The organism is Chitinophaga sp. Hz27 (genome assembly GCF_042263525.1).
Taxonomy (GTDB): Bacteria; Bacteroidota; Bacteroidia; order Chitinophagales; family Chitinophagaceae; genus Chitinophaga.
Genome location: NZ_JBHKFJ010000003.1, coordinates 107,462 through 129,186, shown reverse-complemented (window position 1 = coordinate 129,186; position 21,725 = coordinate 107,462). Strand labels below are relative to the sequence as shown.

Below are 21,725 nucleotides of genomic sequence, written 5' to 3'. Positions count from 1 at the left end.
AATAGCTTTTTTCAACTATAACGATTATTTTTGCCGAAATTAATTTTTGACCAAATGGCTCATAACTTATTAAAAGGGAAGAAAGGTATCATCTTTGGCGCATTAGATGAAAAGTCTATTGCTTGGAGAACTGCACTCCGTTGTGTAGAAGAAGGCGCTGAAATTGTGCTTACCAACGCTCCTATTGCCCTCCGTATGGGTGAAATCAAAAAGCTGGCTGAAACCTGTAATGCACCGGTGATTCCTGCTGATGTAACCAATATGGATGATCTGAACAACCTGTTTACTAAATCCATGGAGCATTTTGGCGGTAAGATCGATTTCGTACTGCACTCCGTGGCCATGGGTATGAACATTCGTAAGGGAAGAAGCTATACCGACCTGGATTACGACTTTAACCACAAAACATTCGATATTTCTGCTATGTCTTTACATCGTGTACTGCAAACAGCTTACAAACTGGATGCATTAAACGAGTGGGCTTCTGTAATTGCATTATCTTATATCGCTGCAGAACGCGTATTCCCTGATTATGGCGAAATGGCTGATGCTAAAGCATTACTGCAATCAATTGCTCGTAGCTTTGGTTATCACTATGGCGTGGCTAAAAAAGTACGTGTAAACACTATCTCCCAGTCTCCAGTTAAAACAACTGCTGGTAGCGGTGTTCAGGGCTTTGATGGTTTTGTTGCTTACGCAGAAGATATGAGCCCACTGGGTAACGCATCTGCTGACCAGTGCGCTGATTATGCAGTGACCCTCTTCTCTGACCTGTCAAGAATGGTGACCATGCAGAACCTCTATCACGATGGTGGTTTCTCTTACACTGGTGTTTCTGCCGGCGTTATTAAAGCAATGGAAAACAGTAATTCCTAATTCTATACTGCTCAGATATTAAGAAGGCCGTCTCTACATAGTAGAGACGGCCTTCTTGTTTACCAGCCTATTACAAATGGCCTTGATAGCTATAGGTACAAAATAAAACAGCCGCTCCACCACAGGTGAAACGGCTGCAATACTTTTAATAGGATACTTAGTATCCTATGTAATAACGGATTAGCTGGTTAATATTCGTCTTCATTAAAGAAGAAGTCGTCTTGAGACGGGTAATCGGACCAGATATCCTCAATGCCTTCATAAATTTCTCCCTCATCTTCCAACTCCTGCAAGTTCTCAATCACTTCAATCGGTGCACCGGAGCGGATTGCGTAGTCAATGAGTTCGTCTTTCGTAGCTGGCCATGGAGCATCCTCCAGGTATGAAGCTAATTCTAATGTCCAGTACATCTTATTAAAATTTTTACTTTTCTAATTTTTTGGCAAAAGTATTATTTAATTTGAAATAAACAACTTTTACTATTTTATTCGTAAATAACTTTTCTTTGGGTTATGCTAACCGCTCGCAATGTCACCAAAAATTATTCCAACTTACCAATTTTGAAGGGAGTTGATATCACTGTCAGTAAGGGAGAGATAGTGACCATTGTCGGTTCTTCGGGAGCCGGCAAAAGCACGCTGCTGCATATCCTTGGAACACTGGATACGCCTACTTCCGGCGAAATACTGCTCAATAATGTGGATCTCACTGCGCTGAAAGGTAATGCCCTCGCAGACTTCAGGAACCGCCATATTGGCTTTATCTTCCAGTTCCATCATCTCCTGCCTGAATTCAACGCGCTGGAGAATGTTTGCATCCCTGGCCTTATTACTGGCGAGTCTAAAAGCAGTGTACAGGAAAAAGCTGCTTTTCTGCTGCAAACCCTCGGCCTTGGCAGCCGCCTGGAGCACAAGCCCAACGCCCTCTCCGGTGGTGAACAACAGCGTGTGGCCGTAGCCCGCGCCCTCATCAACAACCCGGATATCGTTATGGCTGATGAACCCACTGGTAATCTCGACTCCCATAATGCCAGAGAACTACATAATCTCTTCTTTGAACTACGCAATAAATTCAATCAAACCTTCGTCATTGTGACGCATAATGAAGAACTGGCGCCGCTAAGCGACAGACAGCTGATCATGAAAGATGGAAGGATCATTCAGACCTTACAACGTAATGAAGGTGCGATTCTGGCAGAATAGAAAAACATTTGTCAGTAATAATATTTAAAATGGCATCTTTCAAGAGATGCCATTTTTATTGTCCGTAAATATCTATGCCTGCACTGAAAGTTTTGCAATGCGCATCCACAACGTCTTTCACCCGTGGAGAATAACCGCCTCCCATCACAACGGCTACTGGTATATCATGTCGCTTTAATGCGTCGAATACCAGCCTGTCGCGCTCAAGGCAGCCATCAGGTGTGATTTTTAGTTTACCCAGCTTATCGGTCTCCAAAATATCTACCCCCGACAAATAATATACAATATCAGGCCGCACCTTGTTTACTAAAATTGGTAATGCTGTTCTTAGCTGCTGAAGATAAGCCCCGTCAGTGATGCCATCTGGCAGCGGAACATCCCAGTCAGAGCGCTCCTTGTGGAATGGATAGTTATGCGCGCCATGCATACTGAACGTATATACACTGGCGTTATTTTCAAATATGGCAGCAGTGCCATTTCCCTGGTGTACATCCAGGTCAATTACAAGCGCCTGGCTGATCTTCTGCTTGTCTAACAGGTAGTTAGCTGCCACGCCTATATCGTTCAGCAAACAAAATCCTTCTCCTTTATCTGCAAAGGCATGATGGGTACCTCCGGCTACGTTAAAGCCCAGGCCATTTTCCAATGCATGCGATGAAATATCTATGGTGCCTTGTGCGATGGTAATTTCGCGTTGTGTTAGCAAGGGCGATTGCACAAAACCAATACTACGCTGTTCTCTATACGATAATTCCTGGTCACGCAATTTCTTCCAGTACTCTCGTGTATGGGTGAGCAGGATCACTTCTTCCTCCACAGGCTCCGGTGTAAAAATATCTTCAGCAGTAATCACTCCTTCACGGAGCAGCTGCTGAGGAATCAGTTCGTATTTGACCATCGGAAAACGATGGTCCGGAGGAAGGGGGTGTATATATACGTCGTGAAATGCAATCTTCATAGCCTGTCTGTATTATTGCGCCCTGAGGATCGAATTGCCGGCAATGACGAACACAGGTTCATCTGGCTCAGGATCTACACTAGCAGAGCCGGTAAACTCGCCAAATGCTGGCAGGATACCGCAGTGGCGACCAAAATAAAAGCAAGGGAGCCGAAGTCTTTGTCGCGCTACTCCTGCCATTACGTATGCAGGATGCAAATGCCCTGAAAACGTATAGGTATAACCGTTGTGATCTTCACAAGGTTCATGTATAAAATGTATATCGTTGATAGTCAGTTGGTCGGTTGTGTGAATGTCTAGCAGATCATAAACTTCTGCTGGCATAATGTCATGATTCCCAACTACCAGGTGGAAACGAATATTAGCAAATTGTTGCCGCCATACCCTGAAATAATCTACCTCCCGGTTTTCGTGACTGTGGAACATGTCACCGACAATAATAATCTGAACAGGATTTAATTTAGTGATCAGCCGCTGTAATCGGAAAAGATCTTCCGCTACAATACCCGCAGGTACAGCGATACCAGCCTTCCTGAAATGAGTGGCCTTGCCCAGGTGAAGATCTGATACGATAAGCGCTTGTTCTTCTTCCCAATATATGGCACGTTCTGGCAACAGATGCCAGTGTTGCGACTGATAAAAAAATACTTCCCCTGTCACGCAGTCTGCTTTTAAATAAGGCTGCAAATTATCAAATTCCTATCCGTTTGCCGCAATCAATTTTTTGATACGGTCTTCCAGTCTTTCGCTGGTCATAGTGTCACGTAAACTGTCTACTTTAATTGGGAAACAGAAAGGTGTGAGATGTTGAGGATGAGTGACTACGATCTTGCTAATCGCAATACGGTCGAGGGTTTCTCTTAACCTGGCTTCTTCCATCTGATAAAAGAATGCCTCATTGAAGGCTTGCTGCAACAACAAATTGTTTGGGTCGTAATCCTTGAAAACGTTGAAGATAAGAGAGCTTGATGCCTGTAAATGCCTGTTGGCCTTACTCTTGCCTGGGTATCCCTGGAAGATAAGTCCCGCGATTACAGCAATATCGCGGAATTTACGACGGGCCATTTCGGTAGAATTTACACTGGCCTGTAATTCTTCAATCAGATTTTCTACTGATAAAAGCTCCTTGGCATTTTCTACTGTCACCGGAATTGGTTGATCAGATAAGAGTTCAAAGCCATAATCGTTCATCGCCATAGAAAAAGTAATAGGCTGAATTCTGCTGATGCGATAAGCCAGCAACGCTGCCATGACTTCATGTACCAGACGGCCTTCGAAGGGATATACAAACAGGTGGTAACCATCTTCTGTAACGATATGTTCTATCAGCAATTCATCATCTTTAGGGACATGGGAAAGATCTTCCTGTAATTTAAACAATGGCCGCAATGCCACTAATTCAGGATCTTTCGCTCTTCTGGTAAGGGCCTCATTGAATTTTTGTCGTAGCATTTTTCCCAGGTTGCTGGACAATGGTATACGTCCTCCCATCCAGCTGGGAACGATCGTTTTCTTGGAGGTAGATTTACGTACCAGCGCTGTCATGTCTTTGGTCATCACAAACTCAAGGTTACGGCCTGCGAGCGTAAAGGATTCGCCTGGTTGAAGTCTGGAAATGAAGCTTTCTTCGATGACGCCTACATAGCCACCAGTCATGAACTTTACTTTCATCATGACATCGCTGACGATGGTGCCTATATGTAACCGATGGCGCATAGCCAGCATACGGCTGGTGCAACGGAAGAAATTCCCGTGTCTTTCCATCTTTTTAAACTCATCATAGCTGAAGAGTGCATCGCCGCCAGTGGTGAGGAAGGCTAGTATCCATTGCCAGTCGTCAGGTGTAATGTGCTGGTAGCAGAAGGTATGTCTTACTTCTTCCCAGATATCTGTTGCATGGAAGCCGTCGGAAACGGCGAGCGTCATGAGATATTGCAATAGCACGTCCCACGCGAGTAGAATGGGCATTCTGCTTTCAATGAGTTCTTCTTCCATAGCGGCTTTCAGGGCTGCTGCCTCTACCAGCTCCAGTGCATGAGTAGGTAAGAAGAAAATTTTGGAGATGGCATTGGGTTGGTGTCCACTACGGCCGGCTCTTTGGAGAAAGCGGGCTACTCCTTTAGGGCTTCCTACCTGAATGACAGTATCTACTGGTCTGAAATCTACGCCCAGATCGAGGCTGGCAGTACAGACCACAATTTTTAGGATACCGTTGTGCAGGGCTTCTTCCACCCATATACGTAGTTCGAGGTCTATGGAGCCATGATGCAGCGCGATGGCGCCTGCCAGATCGGGGCATTCTTTCAGCAATGCCTGGTACCATATTTCAGCCTGAGAGCGTGTATTGGTAAACAGGAGGGTGGTCTGACTCTCCTCGATGATCGGAATGGCTTGTTTAAGCATCTTTAAGCCCAGATGTCCGGCCCAGGGGTAATTCTCTATCTCCGCAGGAATAACGCTCTTTAATGCGATGTTTTTCTTCAATTTCGCACGGATGATGATACCATCGTTATGAAATGGTCCTAAAAGGACTTCCATTGCCTCGTCAAGATTGCCTATGGTGGCGGAAATACCCCATATTTTCAGCGGCGGGCGATCTTCCTGTAGTGTAAGACCTTTAAGTCTGGAGAATCCCAATTCCACCATGACACCTCTTTTGGTGCCGATGAGCTCATGCCATTCGTCTGCTACTACGGTATGAAGGTTTTTAAATAATGAAGGATAATCCCGCTGTGCCAGCAGTAGATGCAGGCTTTCTGGCGTGATCAGCAGAATTTCCGGCATCTGTCTTTTCTGTGCTGCGCGGGTGGTGAGGGAGGTATCGCCACTTCGTATACCTACCTGCCAGGGAATATTGAGTTCCTCCAGCACCTCCGTCATGGCACGGGCAATATCTTTGGCGAGTGCGCGTAGTGGCGTTATCCACAACAGCTGCAAGCCATTTTTCTTTTTTTTCTGGTAATCTTTGGGGTGGGCATCTATCCAGGCTATCAGTACAGCCAGGTAGAGCGAAAATGTTTTACCAAAGCCGGTTGGGGCATTCACGAGTCCCGATTTTCCCTTCAGATAAGCGTCCCAGGCATCTTCCTGGAACTCAAAAGGCTTGAGCTCTTTTGCCGCCAGCCATTCGATAATAATTTGTTTTCCTTTCATGCACGATCTCCTTACCGGTTATCGGATAAAATTAAGACACTATTTTTGCATCATGCTCTCAAAATTTTTCAGGTTAAAAGAAAACCAGACCACCGTTAGAAAAGAGGTGCTGGCTGGACTGACCACCTTCTCTACCATGGCCTATATACTGGCGGTAAATCCCAGTATATTATCGCAGACGGGCATGGATTTCAATGCCCTTATCACCGCCACGGCACTGGCGGCGGCCATTGGTACGCTGGTGATGGCTTTTTATGCGAGGCTCCCAATTGGCGTAGCGCCAGGGATGGGCCTCAATGCATTCTTCGCCTATACCATTGTGGCCTCGTTGGGCTATAGCTGGCAGTTTGCGCTGACAGCCGTTTTCCTGGAAGGGGTGATTTTTATTTTTCTGTCGATGTTTAAAATACGGGAAGCTATCATCAATAGTATTCCCGGAAACCTAAAACATGCCATCTCTGTGGGGATAGGCTTGTTGATAGCATTGATAGGCATGGCTAATGCTGGCATCATCGAAACAGGTATGCATCATGTTGGTGATGGTAAGCTGGCAGGGGTGGTATTGAAGATGGGCGACCTTACCTCTGCAGGTCCGCTACTGGCATTGATAGGTGTTATCGTCAGTGCAGTGCTGATGTATAAAGGCGTAAATGCTGCGTTGTTGATCGGTATCATGGCCGCCACCATTGTAGGTATTCCATTGGGGGTAACACATCTCCCAGAAAACGGGCACCTGATGGGATTACCGCCATCTGTTGCACCTATTGCATTTAAACTGCAATTTGATAAGATATTTTCTATGGATATGGTGGTGATATTATTCACCCTGTTGATGGTAAATCTTTTTGATACGGTAGGTACTTTGATCGGGTTATGTAATAAGGCCGGACTCCTGGATGCGAATGGCCGCATCCCTCGCGCCAAACAGGCGTTGATGGCGGATGCTGTAGGTACTACCGCTGCGGGGTTGCTTGGCACCAGCGTTGTAACAGCCTATGTGGAAAGCGCCAGTGGTATTGCCGCTGGTGGAAAAACAGGGCTGACTTCCTTTACAGTAGCCATCATGTTCCTGCTGTCATTGTTCTTTGCTCCGGTATTTGCTATGATACCACAGGCTGCTACCGCGCCGGCATTGATTATTGTTGGTATGTTGATGATGGGCGCAGTAACAAAAATTGATTTTAATGATGTCACGGAAGCATTACCAGCATTCCTGGCAATCGTCATGATGCCTTACTCCTACAGCATTGCAGAAGGTATCGTATTTGGTATGTTGTCTTATGTATTATTGAAGGTATTAACAGGCCAGCACAAGCAGATTAGCCCGGTAATGTATGTACTGGCTATACTCTTCATCGTGACCTTCTTTGTAAAATAAATTATTCCGTCAGCGTAACAGCATTGGTTGTTACTTCCAACGTATGTACCATATTGCATTTGATGGCATAGTTGTTACGCTGATGTCCTATCGGGAAATCAAAACATACCGGGTATTTATAATCTTTTACGCGGTCCAGCACCATGTTCTGAACAGTTCTCCCAAATTCTTCTCCCGGATCATCAGGCCTGATTTTATTAAATCCACCAACGATAAGTCCTGCCAGGTTTTTAAATTTACCTGATCTCTCCAATGTGCCCAGCATTCTGTCTATGTTGTAGAGATATTCACTTACTTCTTCCAGAAATAATATTTTACCATCGGTCATTACTTCTGACTGAGTGCTGTTCATGCTTTGTATTACAGCCAGGTTGCCGCCGATGACCTGTGCTGTGGCTTTTCCTGGGCGGTTGCTCAGTTGGACGATGCCTTTGTAGCTCATCTTCTGCCCAGTAAGTGCATTATAAATAGAAGTGATGGTATCCTGAACAACGGGGTCGGCTGTACGAAAATCATCCGGAAAGCTATTGGTCATCTTACTATGAAGGGAGGCGACATTCAGCTTGTTATTGACCTGGCAGTGAAAGGCAGTGATATCACTGAAACCTATGATCCATTTAGGACGCTTCACAAACTTATCATAGTTCAATTTGTCGAGGAGCCTGGCGCAGCCATAACCTCCCCTGGCACAGAGAATGGCATTGATTTCAGGATTGTCCAGCATTTCCTGGAAATCAGCTGCGCGCTGCTGATCGGTGCCTCCAAAAGTAAAGTCTCGCAATCCTACGGTACTGCCTAAACGAACTTTAAATCCCCAGCTTTCTATAATGCGTAAAGACGCATCGAGGTCGGGGCGGGGACAATAACCTGCAGGGCAGGTAATACCAATGGTATCGCCAGGTTTCAGGTATGGAGGAATAATGGGCTGATCACTGCTGGCAGTGGGCATGCCAGCAGCGATAGCATTGAGTCCCGGTATTACCGCACCGGTAGCCAGCAAAGAGGATAGAAAATGCTTACGGTTCATGGATTTAAAGTAAGCATTTTTAAGATATTACTGCTGCACCATTTGTCGTACAGACCAGTGGCCGAAATAACGGCCCTCTTTTATTTCAATAATATCGATAATTGTCAGCTCCATAGGCTCTCCGATTTTGGAAGCGCCTAGCAGCGGTGCTTTCAGGATACCCGTGAAAGTTTTGTACGTCACCACTTTATCACCTTCTGCAATCATATCATGGATGGTCAGTGATATATTTCCAATGTTTGGAAATGCATACTTTATAAAGGTTTTCAGTGAATCTTTATCATTGGCGAATCCTGGAGGCGCGGTGTGATTGGTGAAATCGTCTCTGACAATTTCTTCCAGGGCTTCCATATTGACTTTTACGAGACATTCTTCATTGAATCTTCTGACAATAGCTTTGTTTTTTTCTAATGTGGATTGCATAACAAGATTATTTATATGCAAAGCTAGTGGCTATAGAAAGGTTGGAATAACGTAAAAGGCTCAGATAATAGCACTTTTAGAACGGAGCGCCTGTGGCGTATCGCCGTATTGCTGGCGAAACAGGGAAATGAAATGTGGTGTATGCTCAAACCCACATTCCAGGCTGATTTCAGCTACCTGTAAAGGTGAGTTGAATAGAAGATTATAGGCGTGTAATAGTCGTTGGCTAATGATCCATTTGCGTGGAGACGTACCAAAATGTTGCTGGAAATCACGCTTAAAGGCTGCGAGACTTCTATTAGATAATTGCGCTAGTTCTGGTAATGTGAGTGGTTCAAATAAATGTCTGCGTACCACCCATTCTATTTCAGGTGGCTGTACGTTGCTGATAGATTGTAGGAACGCTGCAACTGCCTGTTGTTGTGGTGTTTCCATTAGTAACAGGAACAACTCAAATTTTTTCAGCGATAGTATAGCAGAAAGATGATGCGGGGGAGATTGAAAATAACGTATATACGTTTCGCGGAAATTATCGAGATGGCTGGTGATAGGGACTACTAATTGCTGTTGTGTAGTAGCTTGTGTTCCTGTAAAAAGAGAATGGTATTTGTGGGCAAATCTGCTTACATCTTCATCTGAAAAATATATCAGCAGACTTTTAAAATCCGTACCATCTTCTACAATATCTGATAGGATATGAAATCCGCTGCGGACAAGGACTACAGAGCCAGCTTCCACGCGAACAGAAGCCTGCTCTGTATGTAATATTTTGTAACCATTGATAACAAATATGAGTGTGTTTTCTTTCAGGAAAATACGTCGTTTTTCCGCCATACGTCTTTGCTTGAGCATGGAGTAATGAACATTACCGGCTTTAAGTACTTGCTGACCGGGGAAATCCTGCGGAAACTTCAACAGCATAACTAGTAAACTACTTGGTGAGTGGCTTTGATAACAGAAATAACAAAAATACTTTGGGTATGACTGAGATTATCCAGTTCTCCGAGTTTATTTACATAAAATTCACGATATTCGTCCATATCCCTTACTTGTACTTTAATCATAAAGTCGAACTCCCCAGAGATATTGAGGCATTCCGTGATTTCCTGGAAGTTGAGGATTTCCTGGATGAATTTTTTGCCGTATTTCTTATTATGTTCCTTTAAAGTGATGTAGCATAGTACGGTCAATCCCTTTCCAATTTTGCGGGGATCCACGATGGCAGCGTATTGTTTGATAATGCCTGCCTGTTCCATTTTACGTATGCGTTCGTACACAGGGGTGGTGCTGAGATTCAGCTGGGCTGCGATGTCGCGCATCGTCATTTTTGCATCCTGTTGAAGTAACTTAAGGATATTCATATCCTTTTCATCCAGTACCAGTTGTGTTTCCAAGTTATATTCTGTTTAATGAGGATGTGATCCTCTTTTTTGGAATAAAAATCTTCATAAAGATATTCAATTGGTGTTTTATTCCAAAATTTTTGCAAAAAAACTATTAATGTTCTAAATTATTAAGTTTGTGATCCAACTTTTTATATATGCAACAACGAATAATTCTGACTGTAGCTTGTCTGGCGGTATTTTTTGAAACACTGGATGCCTCTGTACTGAATATGGCGATTCCTAGTATGGAAGGCTATTTCAAATTCAGTGCGGATGCCATTCAATGGGTACAAACCGTGTATATATTATTCTATGGTGGCTTTGTGCTGCTGGGCGGCCGCCTGGCGGATATCAAGGGGCGCAGGAATATTTATATAGCAGGAGCAGGGTTATTCGGACTTGCATCATTTGCTTGTGGTTGCGCACAAACTTTTGGCTGGCTGCTAGCCTTTCGTGCGTTGCAAGGAATAGGTGTGGCCTTTGCCATCCCTGCCGCCATTGCTATTATCATTAATACTTTTCCTGATGCCACCGCCCGAAACAGAGCGATGGGGATTTTCGGCGCTATGGCTGGTACAGGCTTCGCTACAGGGTTGGCAACCGGCGGACTTATTACTGCGTATTGGGGCTGGCAGTGGGTTTTCTTTATCAATGTGCCTGTAATTATGCTCGCTATATTTTTTGCATGGAAATTTATTCCAGTAGATATTAAAATAAAGAAGGAACAAAAAGAAGATCTTTCCAGTGGCGTTATCCTCACCATTCTCATGCTGGCTGCTGCCTGGATCATTCATTCTTTCGGTAGCATTACTACTGCGCCACTACAGTTTCTGCTGGTGCTGGCCGGATTCTTATTGTTGGGCTTTTATTTTATCCGTAAAGAGAAATCACTTGCTGCACCATTAGTAGATTTTAAATTACTTCGTTTGCCCGGTGCCGTTACTGGTAATCTTGGTGCATTGCTTACTGGTGCAGTATTTGTAAGCTACCTGTTTTTACTGACACTGTACCTGCAACAACACCTGATGTTAAACCCTGCACAGGCAGGCATACTACTACTGCCTTTTAGTATTTTGTCAGGACTCTTCAGTAAATTCATATTGCCTCAGTTATTTAAGCGGCTTGGCGTGATCGGTGTTGGCGTGGTTGGTAATATTTTCATGTTATCAGGTTTTATTCTTTTTATCATCAGCTACCTTGGATTCCAGCCTTTACCATCTATCATTGCGGCTATATTTTGTACAAATGCCATTGGTATTTCGATGATTTTCCCAAGTATGACCATATTGGGCGTACAGGCAGCTCCACCTGAGCAGCAGGGGCTGGCTTCAGGTATCAACGGAACTGCGAATTCATTTGGCGGAGGCCTGGGCTTATCATTGACAGGATTAGTAATGCAACAGGCAATTGAAATGCATTTTGATATGCATATTTCAGCATTGTTAGTGCTGGTAAGTATTGAGTTAATAGCTATCTTACAAATCGCAAGATATCAATATAAAAACAAGCATCAGCTTTCATTATAAACTTAGTATTTCATAAAGTGTTTCTGCGTTACCTTTGCACTTTCTGAACAACTAGTTTTATGAGTCAATTTCCGCATATACATCTACCATTAAATGCAAAAATTACATTTACTGCAAATCCAGTAAACGTACTGCCATTGCCTGATGGCGAGTTTCTGCTGAACTTCGCAAGTCAGCCCCTGATGACACGTTTGGATAGCAAACTGCAGATCATCTGGGAAAGACTTTTACCTACACAGTCTGCAAGATATGTAAGTACAAAAATGTCGACCTCCAGTGATGGCAAATTAATTGCGATTGCTGGCATGAACGAAATCCGTATCATGGATGCGGATTTGAATGTATTACATACGATTGAACATGAGCCATGGGGCTATTTTCTGGGCTCTGCTGTCTATTTTGGTGCAGATAATAAAACCATCATGTATGTAATACCAGTAGCAGATGGTGAGCAGGATGAGTTACAGATTATAGATGCGCAATCCTTTGAATTATTAGCTTCTTATCCGCTGAACGGCAAGCAGGAATATGCTTATACTTTCCACGCCACGCCAGACAAAGACAAGGTGATGCTGGAAGCAAGTGCTGGCCAGGAAGAGTGCGAACTGATGCAGATTTCTTATGATAATGGGGTGCTAACAGTTCAGGAACTGCCACAATGCGCGGACCATATCTTCGGTAATTTTGCGCCTTCAGGAAAGGAGTTTGTAACCGCGCCTCACCACGACGGGCCTATGATGGTGTTTGATTATCCAGGCCTCACCACTGTTGCGGAACAAAGCCAGGATGCCATATTTGATGGTAATGCAGATTATCCTGCGGAGGAACCGGATTCACTGAACTACAGCATATTCTTTATTGATGATAAGAAGATGCTCGCCTATACCATCTTTGGGCGTTTGTTACTGATCGACAGGGCCACCATGCTGGTAGAAGCGGAAGTAATGCCAGAAGGAATTGAGTTTACTGCATATGATTATAACGGCAATCCTACAAAAAGCAAAGAAAAAATAGTAGACTACAGTAGTAATGTGATCAATATTATGATTGTTCACAATCAGCTGTTACTCACAACCAGTGAGGGAGAACTGAGAAGTTACCATCTGCCTTTATAAATATATTCGAATGATAGCCTGTGTTAATCGGCGCGGGTTACATAAATAAAAAAAGCGATCGCCTTGGCGATCGCTTTTTTTATTTATGTAAGAATGCGATTAGTTTTTAACTGCATTCATTTTAATATCTGTAGAATCACCTTTTTGGATGATGTAGATGTTTTTATTTTCGAAGTAGGAAGGAGTGGTTTCACCTTCTTTCACATAAACTGGCTGGAAGTCGAATTGCGAAATGACCTTTGGTGCGTCGCCAACTTCAGCATTAAAATAAACACCATTCTGTCTCATGAGGCGGATAAAGAAGTAAGTCATATCGAATCCTTTAAAAGCCATGTCCGAAGGGCGTGCGCGGTATGTTCTGCGGAAATAGTCGCTTACATAACGGCTGTAGTAATCTGTTTTGTCGTTGTAGTAAGGAGATGAATAATAGATCTGCAGACCTTTTAATTCAGGTTCTTTAAACTTAAATACATCCCAGGTAGGCATGCCATAAATCTGCATAGGGTAAGTAGCGCTGTTGGTACCGAGCTTACGCAGGATTGTTTTGGAGCCATTTTCATCGAGGGCAGTAACTACGATTACGTTTGTACGATCGGTGAGCAGGTATTTAGATAGCTCTTCCGGAGTGGTGGCATCGTTCCAAACCACTTCTCTTATCCTTGATTTTTTTGGATTGGTAGATTTCTCATAGGCTGCTTTAAAATCGGCGCCCATGCGAGATTCGAAGGGTGAATTTCTGCGGAGCAGAATAATATTTTTATTGGAAAATGCCTGTTGTATATAATCCTGTATAGCTTCACAGTGGGTTTTGAGGGTACTGTTGCTGATAAACAGGAAAGGGTTATCGGTGATGCCACCATCATTAGGATAGGTAGCAGAGATGAAATTGATTTCTTTATTGCGGGAGAAGTCGCTGAGTTCTTTCAGGTCAGGGTTGGTAACGGAAGCGATGATAAGGTCAGTGGCGTCCAGCACTTTGCTGTTGATGATGGTGTTAACGCTTTGTTTGCCTTTGCTGTCGTAAACGGTTACACGGAGGTTGTATCCCTGGGCCTGAAGGGTATCCAGTGCCAGCTGGGCGCCTTCGTAGAATTCGAGTCCTGGCAATACATAGCGTGGCATGGTGCGGCCTGGAATATCATTAGAGGTTGCAAAAACGGAGTCGAGGTACAATGGGGTGAAGAGGGCTACATTGTAGGTACTTCTTTTAACCTCCCTGGCAAATGCGGGTACATTGAAAGGGATTTTTTTGTCCACTTTTGGTGGTTCAGGTTTTTTCTCTGTAGTCGGTTTGTTGGCGGATATATTTGCCGAATTAGATGTATTGGATACGGCTTTCTTAGAAGAGGAGCAGGCGCTTAGCGCGACTGCGATAGCCAGTCCGGCAAACAGGTGTTTTATAGAAAAAGACAGGTTCATACAATTGGCAGTTTGTGCTGTGACATAAAATTTAACAACCGATCGGCAGCTAACTGCATAAGTTGTGCCGATCGGTTATTGTTGGTTCCATTTGCCAGTTATTCCCACTCGATAGTAGCAGGTGGCTTGGAGCTGATATCATAAACAACGCGGTTAATACCTTTAACGCGGTTGATTATATCGTTAGACATTTTTGCCAGGAATTCGTAAGGCAGATGTGCCCAGTCGGCGGTCATACCGTCTACAGAGGTTACTGCGCGGAGTGCCACGGTAAACTCGTAAGTACGTTCATCACCCATAACGCCTACGCTTTGTACTGGAAGGAGGATGGTACCTGCCTGCCATACTTTGTCGTAGAGGCCAGCTTCACGGAGACCATCAATATAAATGGCATCTGCTTGTTGGAGCATTTCGACTTTTTCTGGAGTGATAGCGCCGAGGATACGGATAGCAAGACCCGGGCCAGGGAAAGGATGACGACCCAGGAAGATATCGCTGATACCGATTTCACGGCCTACGCGGCGTACTTCATCTTTAAAGAGGAAGCGAAGCGGTTCTACCAGCTGCATATTCATTTTTTCAGGGAGGCCACCAACGTTGTGGTGTGATTTGATGGTAACAGAAGGGCCGTTAACAGAAACGGATTCGATTACATCAGGATAGATAGTTCCCTGACCGAGGAAGGAAATATCTTTCAGTGCTGTAGCTTCCTGTTGGAATACCTCGATAAAGAGGCGGCCGATGATTTTACGTTTCTGTTCAGGATCAGAAACGCCATCCAGCTGACCATAGAAAAGATCTTTTGAATTAACGCCCTTTACGTTGAGACCCATATGTTTATAGGACTCGAGTACCGTTTCGAATTCGTCTTTACGAAGCAAGCCGTTATCAACGAAGATACAGAAGAGGTTTTCGCCGATGGCTTTGTGGATCAGTTCAGCAGCTACAGTACTGTCTACACCACCACTAAGCGCCATTACTACACGTTTATCGCCAACCTGAGCTTTGATATTAGCAATAGTTTCCTGAACGAAATGAGCAGGTGTCCAATCCTGGGTGCAACCACAGATATGCAGCAGGAAGTTGCGGATAATCTGTTTTCCTTCGAGGGAGTGAGTTACTTCCGGGTGGAATTGCAAACCGAAGATTGGGTGAGCGGCTACAGTGGTGCTTTTGAAGGCAGCAACCGGGATATTTTCGGTGGTAGCGATTATTTCGAAACTTTCAGGGATACGTTTGATGGTATCGGAGTGACTCATCCAAACCTGGCTTTTCCCTGAAATATCATATAATAACTTTTCCTCTTTGTCATTGTGTTCCATAAAGGCGCGGCCATATTCGCGGATATTGCTTTTTGCAACTTCACCGCCGAAGTTTTTAGCCATCAGCTGAGCGCCGTAGCAAACGCCCAGTACCGGTACCTTAGCGGCCATAGCTGCAATATCAACAGAAGGCGCATTAGGATCATTTACGGAAAACGGACTACCGGATAATATAATTCCTTTGATGGATTCGTCCCAGGCAATTGGCTGGAGACATGGTTTAATTTCGCAATAAACATTCAGTTCGCGGATGCTGCGTGCAATCAGCTGTGTGTACTGAGAACCGAAATCGAGGATAAGTATCTTTTCTGTCATGGTGGTGCAAAGATAAAGTCATTCCGGTAAATTCGGATTTTGAAATTCCAAATTCCGAAATCTGGTTGTATCTTCCGATATTAATTACCCATATATGAGAAATAAAATAAGCTTGTGCTTTAGTATCTTAACCCTTGCCACTGTTACATTCTTCTCTTCCTGCAACCAATTTGCCAGCGTAAATGGAAATGGTAACGTTATTAGCGAACAACGTCCGGTTGCTACCTTTAAAGCCATCCGGGTAGAAGGTGGAATGAATGTTTTTTTACAGCCTGGTCCTACCAAAACTGCTACTATTGATGCTGAAAGTAATATTGTGCCGTTGATAGAGCTGGTGCCAGAAGGTGACCTGCTGATTGTCAGAATGAAAAATAAAGTGAATGCCCGTACGCATGGTAAGTTCGACGTGCATATATCCACAGAAGAGTTATCTAAAGTATCCGTTGCCGGTAGTGGAAATATTGAGCTGGATGGACAATTTGCGTCTAAAAACGAAATCCAGGTGAAGATTGGTGGCTCTGGTAGCATTACCGGCCAGCTGGACGCGCCTAAAGTTTCTGCAGCTATTGCTGGTGCTGGTGATATCAAGCTTTCCGGCCAGACCCGCGACCTCACAGTGAGCATTGGTGGCGCCGGTGATTTCGAAGGTACTTCGCTCCTTTCTGAGAATGCAGAAGTAAAAATTGCAGGTAGCGGTGATGCAAAAGTACATGCGAGTGTTTCGCTGAAAGCAAAAATTGCAGGTTCCGGAGATATCTCTTATAAAGGTTCTCCTCAAATATCCTCTTCTATAGCGGGTTCCGGCTCGGTTAAGAAACTTGATTAAAAATATTTACAAAATTTTAACAAATTTCTGATCATAAAAAGTCTGATTCTTAGTTATTTAGATTGGTAAAAAACTAAAGTCCTTTAGTCCAGATACTGCACCAAGTATGTAAGCCGATTGATGCAGTATCTGGCTGGGGCACAAGCCACCAGCTATCTATAACCTGCTTTCCACCCCATCAGATCCCTGCCATTATGGGTTGCCTTTGTATCAAATTATTATTAAATCATATAATAGGTGCTATCTTTTTTGTAAGTTTACAGCTTCAAAAGCTTGAACCTCCTGTTTCTTTATGAATGTAAAACCGAAGGTCCTGGTTGTATACTATACTCAAACCGGACAACTTAGAAGGATTGTTGATCATGTGCTGGCGCCCCTGGAAGGCAAAGTGGATGTTACCTATGAGCAACTGGTACCAGTAGAGCCTTTTGTATTTCCCTGGAAAAAAGAGACATTTTATGACACCATGCCGGAGACGGTATTACTGAAGCCGCGTGCTATACAGCCACTGAAAGTGGATGTGAATGAGCATTTCGACCTGGTATTACTGGCCTATCAGCCATGGTTTTTGTCGCCTTCACAGCCCACCGCGGCCTTCCTCCAAAGCGAAGATGCAGCGAAGCTGCTGAAAGGCAAAACAGTGGTTACCCTCATCGGTGGCCGTAATATGTGGCTCAACGCCCAGGAAAAAGTTAAACAGTATCTTGATAAGGCGGGTGCCAAACTTGCCGGAAATATTGTTCTTGTTGATAAATCCCCTAACCTCGTATCGCTGGTAACGGTGTTACGCTGGTTATTTAAAGGTAAAAAAGAAGCAACACGATTCTTGCCTCAAGGTGGTGTTCAGGAAAATGAAATCATTACCAGCAAACGTTTTGCAGCCCCACTGGGCAAGGCTTTGGAATCATCCAACTGGGAGCCGCTGCAAGGAGAGTTGCTAGGTATGGACGCCGTAGAGTTGATTCCTAATCTTATTTTGCTGGAAGATCGTGGTATCAAAGCTTTCCGCTATTGGGCCAAGTTTATCAGCGCAAAAGGTGGCCCTGGTAATGCTGCACGCAAACCAAGAGTATCCATGTACCGGTCCCTGCTGATCCCTGGAATCATTGTACTGTCCCCGGTTACGATCATTTCATCACTCATCAAGCTAAACCTGAAAAAGACAGAATTACAACGCGAAGTAGACTATTATAAAGGAGTTTCCCTACGTAATTCATAGTATCTTTCAGTGCTATCTATGCCATCTGCATATCATATAACCCACAACGGGTAATGGCGTAATAATTGTAATTCAGATTAGAATTCTATATTTACGCTCTATAATTTGTGTACAAATCAAAGCATGTTTCATTGTGATGTTTGCTAAGGTTTTGTAACTAACCTTAATCAGATCGAATTTTTTTCAAATGAAGGAAGTATATATTACCAGGCTTTCTAAATTTTTGCCAAACAAGCCTGTCGAAAATGACGAAATGGAAAGCATCCTAGGAATGGTGGACGGAAAACCTTCCCGTATGCGTTTGAAGATTTTGGGTAATAACAAGATCAAAACACGATACTATTCTCTGGACCAGGAAGGAAAATCAACGCATTCCAATGCTGAAATGACTGCTGAAGCAGTAAGAGCACTGTTTGATGAGAAGAATCCAATCAGTGATTTACAACTGCTCGCCTGTGGTACTACCTCTCCTGATCAATTACTGCCAAACCACGCCGCTATGGTGCATGGTTTGCTGAAATGCCAGCCTGTTGAACTCATCGCTGCCACCGGCGCCTGCGCTGCTGGCATGCAAGCCTTTAAATATGCCTGGATGTCTATCCGTTGTGGTAATACCTCCAACGCAGTTAGCACCGGCTCTGAAAAATTCTCCGCATGGATGCTCGCCGAAAAATTCCAGCCCGAAGCTGATAAACAAAAGCTCCTGGAACAAAATGGCTTCATCGCTTTTGAAAAAGACTTCCTCCGTTGGATGCTCTCCGATGGCGCCAGCGCTGCATATTTCTCTGATAAGCCTAATGAAGATGGTATCTCCCTCCGTGTAGACTGGGTGGAAATTGCTTCTTATGCGCATGAACTTGAAACCTGTATGTACGCAGGTTCTGTGAAAAATGAAGATGGTTCTACCAAAGGATGGATCGATATGACACCTGACGAATGGGCTGAACACAGTGTATTCTCTTTTAAACAAGATACCCGTTTACTCGGTAAAAATATTGTTCCTTCCGGCGCTATCATGTGGAAACAAATGGTAGAAAGATATGGCATCAACCTCGAAGAAATTGATTGGTTCCTGCCTCACCTTTCTTCCGAATTTTTCCGCTTGAAAATCGACGAAGAAATTACCCGCATCGGCGTTCCTATCCCATTAGAGAAATGGTTTACCAACCTCGCTAATGTAGGTAACGTAGGTACAGCATCTCCTTACCTGATGCTGGAAGAACTGATGAATACCGGCCAGCTGAAAAAAGGTCAGAAAATTGTGATGATGGTTCCGGAAAGCGCACGTTTCTCCTATGCCTACGCTGGTATCACCGTAGTTTAATATTCACCTTTAAAAACTGCTGACATGAAAAAAGATGAGGTGCCTCAGGATGGCGATAACCTGCATGAAGGTACTTTCAAACAGATTATGTATGCGGTGGATAACTCAGGAAATTACGTCCAGGTGCAAAGTGCTGGGTGGGAACCCGAAAACGTAGCCTTAGGACAAGCCTGGGAAGAAGTGCATGAAAGAGTGAGCGCTGCCAGAAACCGCGTATTGGCCGGAGAAATTAGTCCGATCGCCTATTACATGGAAAAAACTATTATGGACCTGGCTCTGCTGGCGAATTATGTTGGCAAGTTCCAATGGCAGGTGAAAAGACATATGAAACCTGCCGTATTCAAACGACTCAGTCCCCAAATGCTGCAACGTTACGCAGACGCTTTCAAGATCAGCGTAGCAGAACTTCAGCAGATTAAATAATTCAACAGCATAATTGTTAAACGGAGTTTCGTGCAACCGGAACTCCGTTTGATAATTAAGGCGACATAAATCAACTATGAGCGATATTCATTTCCATCACACACAAACAGCACATTGCGAAAGTGGCGTTATCTCCAATCTGCTCGGGTATCATGGCTTACAAATCAGTGAGCCGATGGCCTTCGGTATCGGAGCTGGCCTGTTTTTCGGACACTTGCCGTTTGTAAAGGTGAATGGCGTGCCAGGTACTACCTACAGAATCTGGCCTGGAGCAATTTTTCAACGGGTATGTGAGCGATTGGGTATTAAAATGCAGGTAGAGAAATTCAATTCCGTTGAAAAAGGAATGATGGCACTCGATAATACGCTGGCTGCAGGAAACCCTGCAGGATTGCTTTCCAGCGTTTACTACCTGACCTATTTCCCCGAATCTTATCGCTTCCATTTCAACGCACATAATCTCGTTGTTTATGGAAAAGAAAATGGGGAATACCTGGTAAGCGATCCTGTAATGGATAGCGTAACGGCCATCGGGCCGGATGCACTGGCGCAAGCCCGCTTCGCCAAAGGATTTCCAGCGCCTAAAGGGAAAATGTATTACCCTATTAGCGTTCCGAAAGACGTCTCTTTTGAAAAACCGATCATAGCAGGTATCAAACAAACCTGTCACTATATGCTAAAAGTACCCATCCCTATGTTTGGGGTGGATGGTATCAGATTTTTAGCGAAAAGAGTAAAGAAATATCCTGAAAAGCTGGACGCTCGCAGGGCCGGACTCTATCTCGGTAATATTATCCGCATGCAGGAAGAAATCGGCACCGGCGGCGCTGGGTTCCGCTTTATATATGCGGCATTTCTACAGGAAGCATCAGAAAAGCTCAATAAACCTGAGCTCTCTGCATTGGCAGGTGAACTGACTCAGATAGGTGACCTGTGGCGCAACTTTGCCTTTGCGGCAGGTCGTGTATGCAAAAGCCGTAGTGCCGACAACGTTTCTTATGGCGACCTGAGTGAAATGCTTTTCCGTAACGCCGCTGCTGAAGAGGCTTTCTTCCGTAAGCTCAGCAAGGTGTTTTAATTGTGTGATATGGCTGCTATTGATGTAAAAGAATTGTATAAGACCTATAAGGGAGCCGATGAACCTACATTGAAGGGGCTGTCGTTCTCTTTCAGGGAAGGTAGTATCAGCGGTTTACTAGGACCTAACGGCGCCGGTAAAACGACGACTATCTCGATTCTCTGTGGCCTGGTAAGAGGTGATAGTGGGGATGTACTGATCAACGGGCTACGCCAGGATGGCGCTCACCGTGAAGCCATCAAACGGATGGTTGGTATTGTACCACAACGTATCGCTTTGTATCCGCAACTGAGTGCCCTGGAGAACCTGACCTACTTCGGAAATTTATACGGATTTAAAGGCAAAGAATTAAAGACCAAAATCTTGGATATGCTCGAAAGATTCGGGCTGGAAAAGAGTGTCAATAAAGAAATTTATAAATATTCAGGTGGAATGAAACGGAGAGCAAATATTATCGCAGCTGCCCTTCATCAACCTACCTTATTAGTGCTCGACGAACCTACAGCTGGCGTAGATGTTCAGTCGAGAAGCGTTATACTCCAGTTTCTGCGCGATTACAATAGCCAGGGCAATAGTATCCTCTATACGTCCCATCTGCTGGAAGAAGCGCAGTCGCTATGTGATGACGTTGTCATTATGGACGAAGGACGCATGGTTATACAAGGCAATCCTACTGACCTGATAGCGGCGCTGCCGGACTGTCGGAACCTGGAGGACGTTTTCCTGCATTACACAGGTTATGCTTTGAGAGATTAA

21 protein-coding genes are annotated in these 21,725 nt (G+C 44.3%); 11 read left to right on the top strand and 10 right to left on the bottom strand.

Going from position 1 to position 21,725, the window contains the following annotated elements; all coding sequences use genetic code 11:
- Nucleotides 1-54: 54 nt before the first annotated feature.
- A complete protein-coding gene (locus tag ACE38W_RS07385) occupies nt 55-876 on the top strand; it encodes an enoyl-ACP reductase (protein WP_375829759.1) in 822 nt (273 codons plus the stop codon).
- A 188-nt stretch (nt 877-1,064) separates the two neighbouring features.
- Here ACE38W_RS07385 and ACE38W_RS07380 read toward each other — a convergent pair whose 3' ends face one another.
- Nucleotides 1,065-1,286: a DUF2795 domain-containing protein gene (locus tag ACE38W_RS07380; RefSeq protein ID WP_012794455.1), complete on the bottom strand. Its 222-nt coding sequence runs from the start codon at nt 1,284-1,286 to the stop codon at nt 1,065-1,067.
- Between the two features lie 102 nt (nt 1,287-1,388).
- On the opposite strand from ACE38W_RS07380, the gene ACE38W_RS07375 reads away from it, so the two are divergent.
- A complete protein-coding gene (locus ACE38W_RS07375; protein WP_375829758.1) occupies nt 1,389-2,078 on the top strand; it encodes an ABC transporter ATP-binding protein in 690 nt (229 codons plus the stop codon).
- Nucleotides 2,079-2,133: 55 nt separating this feature from the next.
- On the opposite strand, the gene ACE38W_RS07370 is transcribed toward ACE38W_RS07375, so the two are convergent.
- Genes ACE38W_RS07370 through ACE38W_RS07360 form a run of 3 tightly spaced genes read right to left on the bottom strand, consistent with a single transcriptional unit; the run spans nt 2,134 to nt 6,189 of the window.
- Entirely contained in the window at nt 2,134-3,036 is a 903-nt protein-coding gene (locus tag ACE38W_RS07370; RefSeq protein ID WP_375829757.1) for a histone deacetylase, read from the bottom strand.
- Nucleotides 3,037-3,048: 12 nt separating this feature from the next.
- Nucleotides 3,049-3,696 carry a ligase-associated DNA damage response endonuclease PdeM gene (gene pdeM / locus ACE38W_RS07365; protein ID WP_375829756.1) on the bottom strand — a complete coding sequence of 216 codons (648 nt, stop codon included), beginning with the start codon at nt 3,694-3,696 and terminating at the stop codon, nt 3,049-3,051.
- 39 nt (nt 3,697-3,735) lie between these two features.
- Nucleotides 3,736-6,189, bottom strand: a complete 2,454-nt coding sequence (locus ACE38W_RS07360; RefSeq protein ID WP_375829755.1) for a ligase-associated DNA damage response DEXH box helicase — start codon at nt 6,187-6,189, stop codon at nt 3,736-3,738.
- Nucleotides 6,190-6,241: 52 nt separating this feature from the next.
- On the opposite strand from ACE38W_RS07360, the gene ACE38W_RS07355 reads away from it, so the two are divergent.
- Complete coding sequence (locus tag ACE38W_RS07355) at nt 6,242-7,567, top strand: NCS2 family permease (RefSeq protein WP_375829754.1); 1,326 nt, start codon at nt 6,242-6,244, stop codon at nt 7,565-7,567.
- A gap of 1 nt (nt 7,568) precedes the next feature.
- Here the strand turns inward: ACE38W_RS07355 and ACE38W_RS07350 are convergent, their stop codons facing one another.
- The 4 genes from ACE38W_RS07350 to ACE38W_RS07335 are packed head-to-tail and all read right to left on the bottom strand — an operon-like array spanning nt 7,569 to nt 10,411.
- Nucleotides 7,569-8,594, bottom strand: a complete 1,026-nt coding sequence (locus tag ACE38W_RS07350) for an LD-carboxypeptidase (RefSeq protein ID WP_375829753.1) — start codon at nt 8,592-8,594, stop codon at nt 7,569-7,571.
- Between the two features lie 27 nt (nt 8,595-8,621).
- Complete coding sequence (locus ACE38W_RS07345) at nt 8,622-9,017, bottom strand: ester cyclase (protein ID WP_375829752.1); 396 nt, start codon at nt 9,015-9,017, stop codon at nt 8,622-8,624.
- A 60-nt stretch (nt 9,018-9,077) separates the two neighbouring features.
- Complete coding sequence (locus tag ACE38W_RS07340; protein ID WP_375829751.1) at nt 9,078-9,938, bottom strand: helix-turn-helix transcriptional regulator; 861 nt, start codon at nt 9,936-9,938, stop codon at nt 9,078-9,080.
- A 2-nt stretch (nt 9,939-9,940) separates the two neighbouring features.
- On the bottom strand, nt 9,941-10,411 hold the full coding sequence (locus ACE38W_RS07335; RefSeq protein WP_375829750.1) for an Lrp/AsnC family transcriptional regulator: 471 nt from the start codon (nt 10,409-10,411) through the stop codon (nt 9,941-9,943).
- A gap of 146 nt (nt 10,412-10,557) precedes the next feature.
- Between ACE38W_RS07335 and ACE38W_RS07330 the strand changes: the two genes are divergently transcribed.
- Nucleotides 10,558-11,928: an MFS transporter gene (locus ACE38W_RS07330; protein ID WP_375829749.1), complete on the top strand. Its 1,371-nt coding sequence runs from the start codon at nt 10,558-10,560 to the stop codon at nt 11,926-11,928.
- Between the two features lie 59 nt (nt 11,929-11,987).
- Nucleotides 11,988-13,043, top strand: a complete 1,056-nt coding sequence (locus ACE38W_RS07325) for a hypothetical protein (RefSeq protein ID WP_375829748.1) — start codon at nt 11,988-11,990, stop codon at nt 13,041-13,043.
- Nucleotides 13,044-13,142: 99 nt separating this feature from the next.
- On the opposite strand, the gene ACE38W_RS07320 is transcribed toward ACE38W_RS07325, so the two are convergent.
- Nucleotides 13,143-14,462 carry an ABC transporter substrate-binding protein gene (locus ACE38W_RS07320; protein WP_375829747.1) on the bottom strand — a complete coding sequence of 440 codons (1,320 nt, stop codon included), beginning with the start codon at nt 14,460-14,462 and terminating at the stop codon, nt 13,143-13,145.
- Between the two features lie 98 nt (nt 14,463-14,560).
- The gene (guaA, locus tag ACE38W_RS07315; protein WP_375829746.1) at nt 14,561-16,099 is read right to left on the bottom strand and encodes a glutamine-hydrolyzing GMP synthase; all 1,539 of its coding nucleotides are present in this window, start codon (nt 16,097-16,099) and stop codon (nt 14,561-14,563) included.
- 94 nt (nt 16,100-16,193) lie between these two features.
- Here guaA and ACE38W_RS07310 point away from each other — a divergent pair, with 94 nt between their 5' ends.
- From ACE38W_RS07310 to ACE38W_RS07285, 6 genes are all read left to right on the top strand, one after another.
- The gene (locus ACE38W_RS07310; protein WP_375829745.1) at nt 16,194-16,925 is read left to right on the top strand and encodes a head GIN domain-containing protein; all 732 of its coding nucleotides are present in this window, start codon (nt 16,194-16,196) and stop codon (nt 16,923-16,925) included.
- 292 nt (nt 16,926-17,217) lie between these two features.
- Entirely contained in the window at nt 17,218-18,144 is a 927-nt protein-coding gene (locus ACE38W_RS07305; RefSeq protein ID WP_375829744.1) for a hypothetical protein, read from the top strand.
- 187 nt (nt 18,145-18,331) lie between these two features.
- On the top strand, nt 18,332-19,468 hold the full coding sequence (locus ACE38W_RS07300) for a beta-ketoacyl-ACP synthase III (RefSeq protein ID WP_375829743.1): 1,137 nt from the start codon (nt 18,332-18,334) through the stop codon (nt 19,466-19,468).
- 24 nt (nt 19,469-19,492) lie between these two features.
- Nucleotides 19,493-19,891, top strand: coding sequence for a hypothetical protein (locus ACE38W_RS07295; RefSeq protein ID WP_375829742.1), 399 nt, complete (start codon nt 19,493-19,495; stop codon nt 19,889-19,891).
- Between the two features lie 76 nt (nt 19,892-19,967).
- A complete protein-coding gene (locus ACE38W_RS07290; RefSeq protein ID WP_375829741.1) occupies nt 19,968-20,969 on the top strand; it encodes a BtrH N-terminal domain-containing protein in 1,002 nt (333 codons plus the stop codon).
- Between the two features lie 9 nt (nt 20,970-20,978).
- The gene (locus tag ACE38W_RS07285) at nt 20,979-21,725 is read left to right on the top strand and encodes an ABC transporter ATP-binding protein (RefSeq protein WP_375829740.1); all 747 of its coding nucleotides are present in this window, start codon (nt 20,979-20,981) and stop codon (nt 21,723-21,725) included.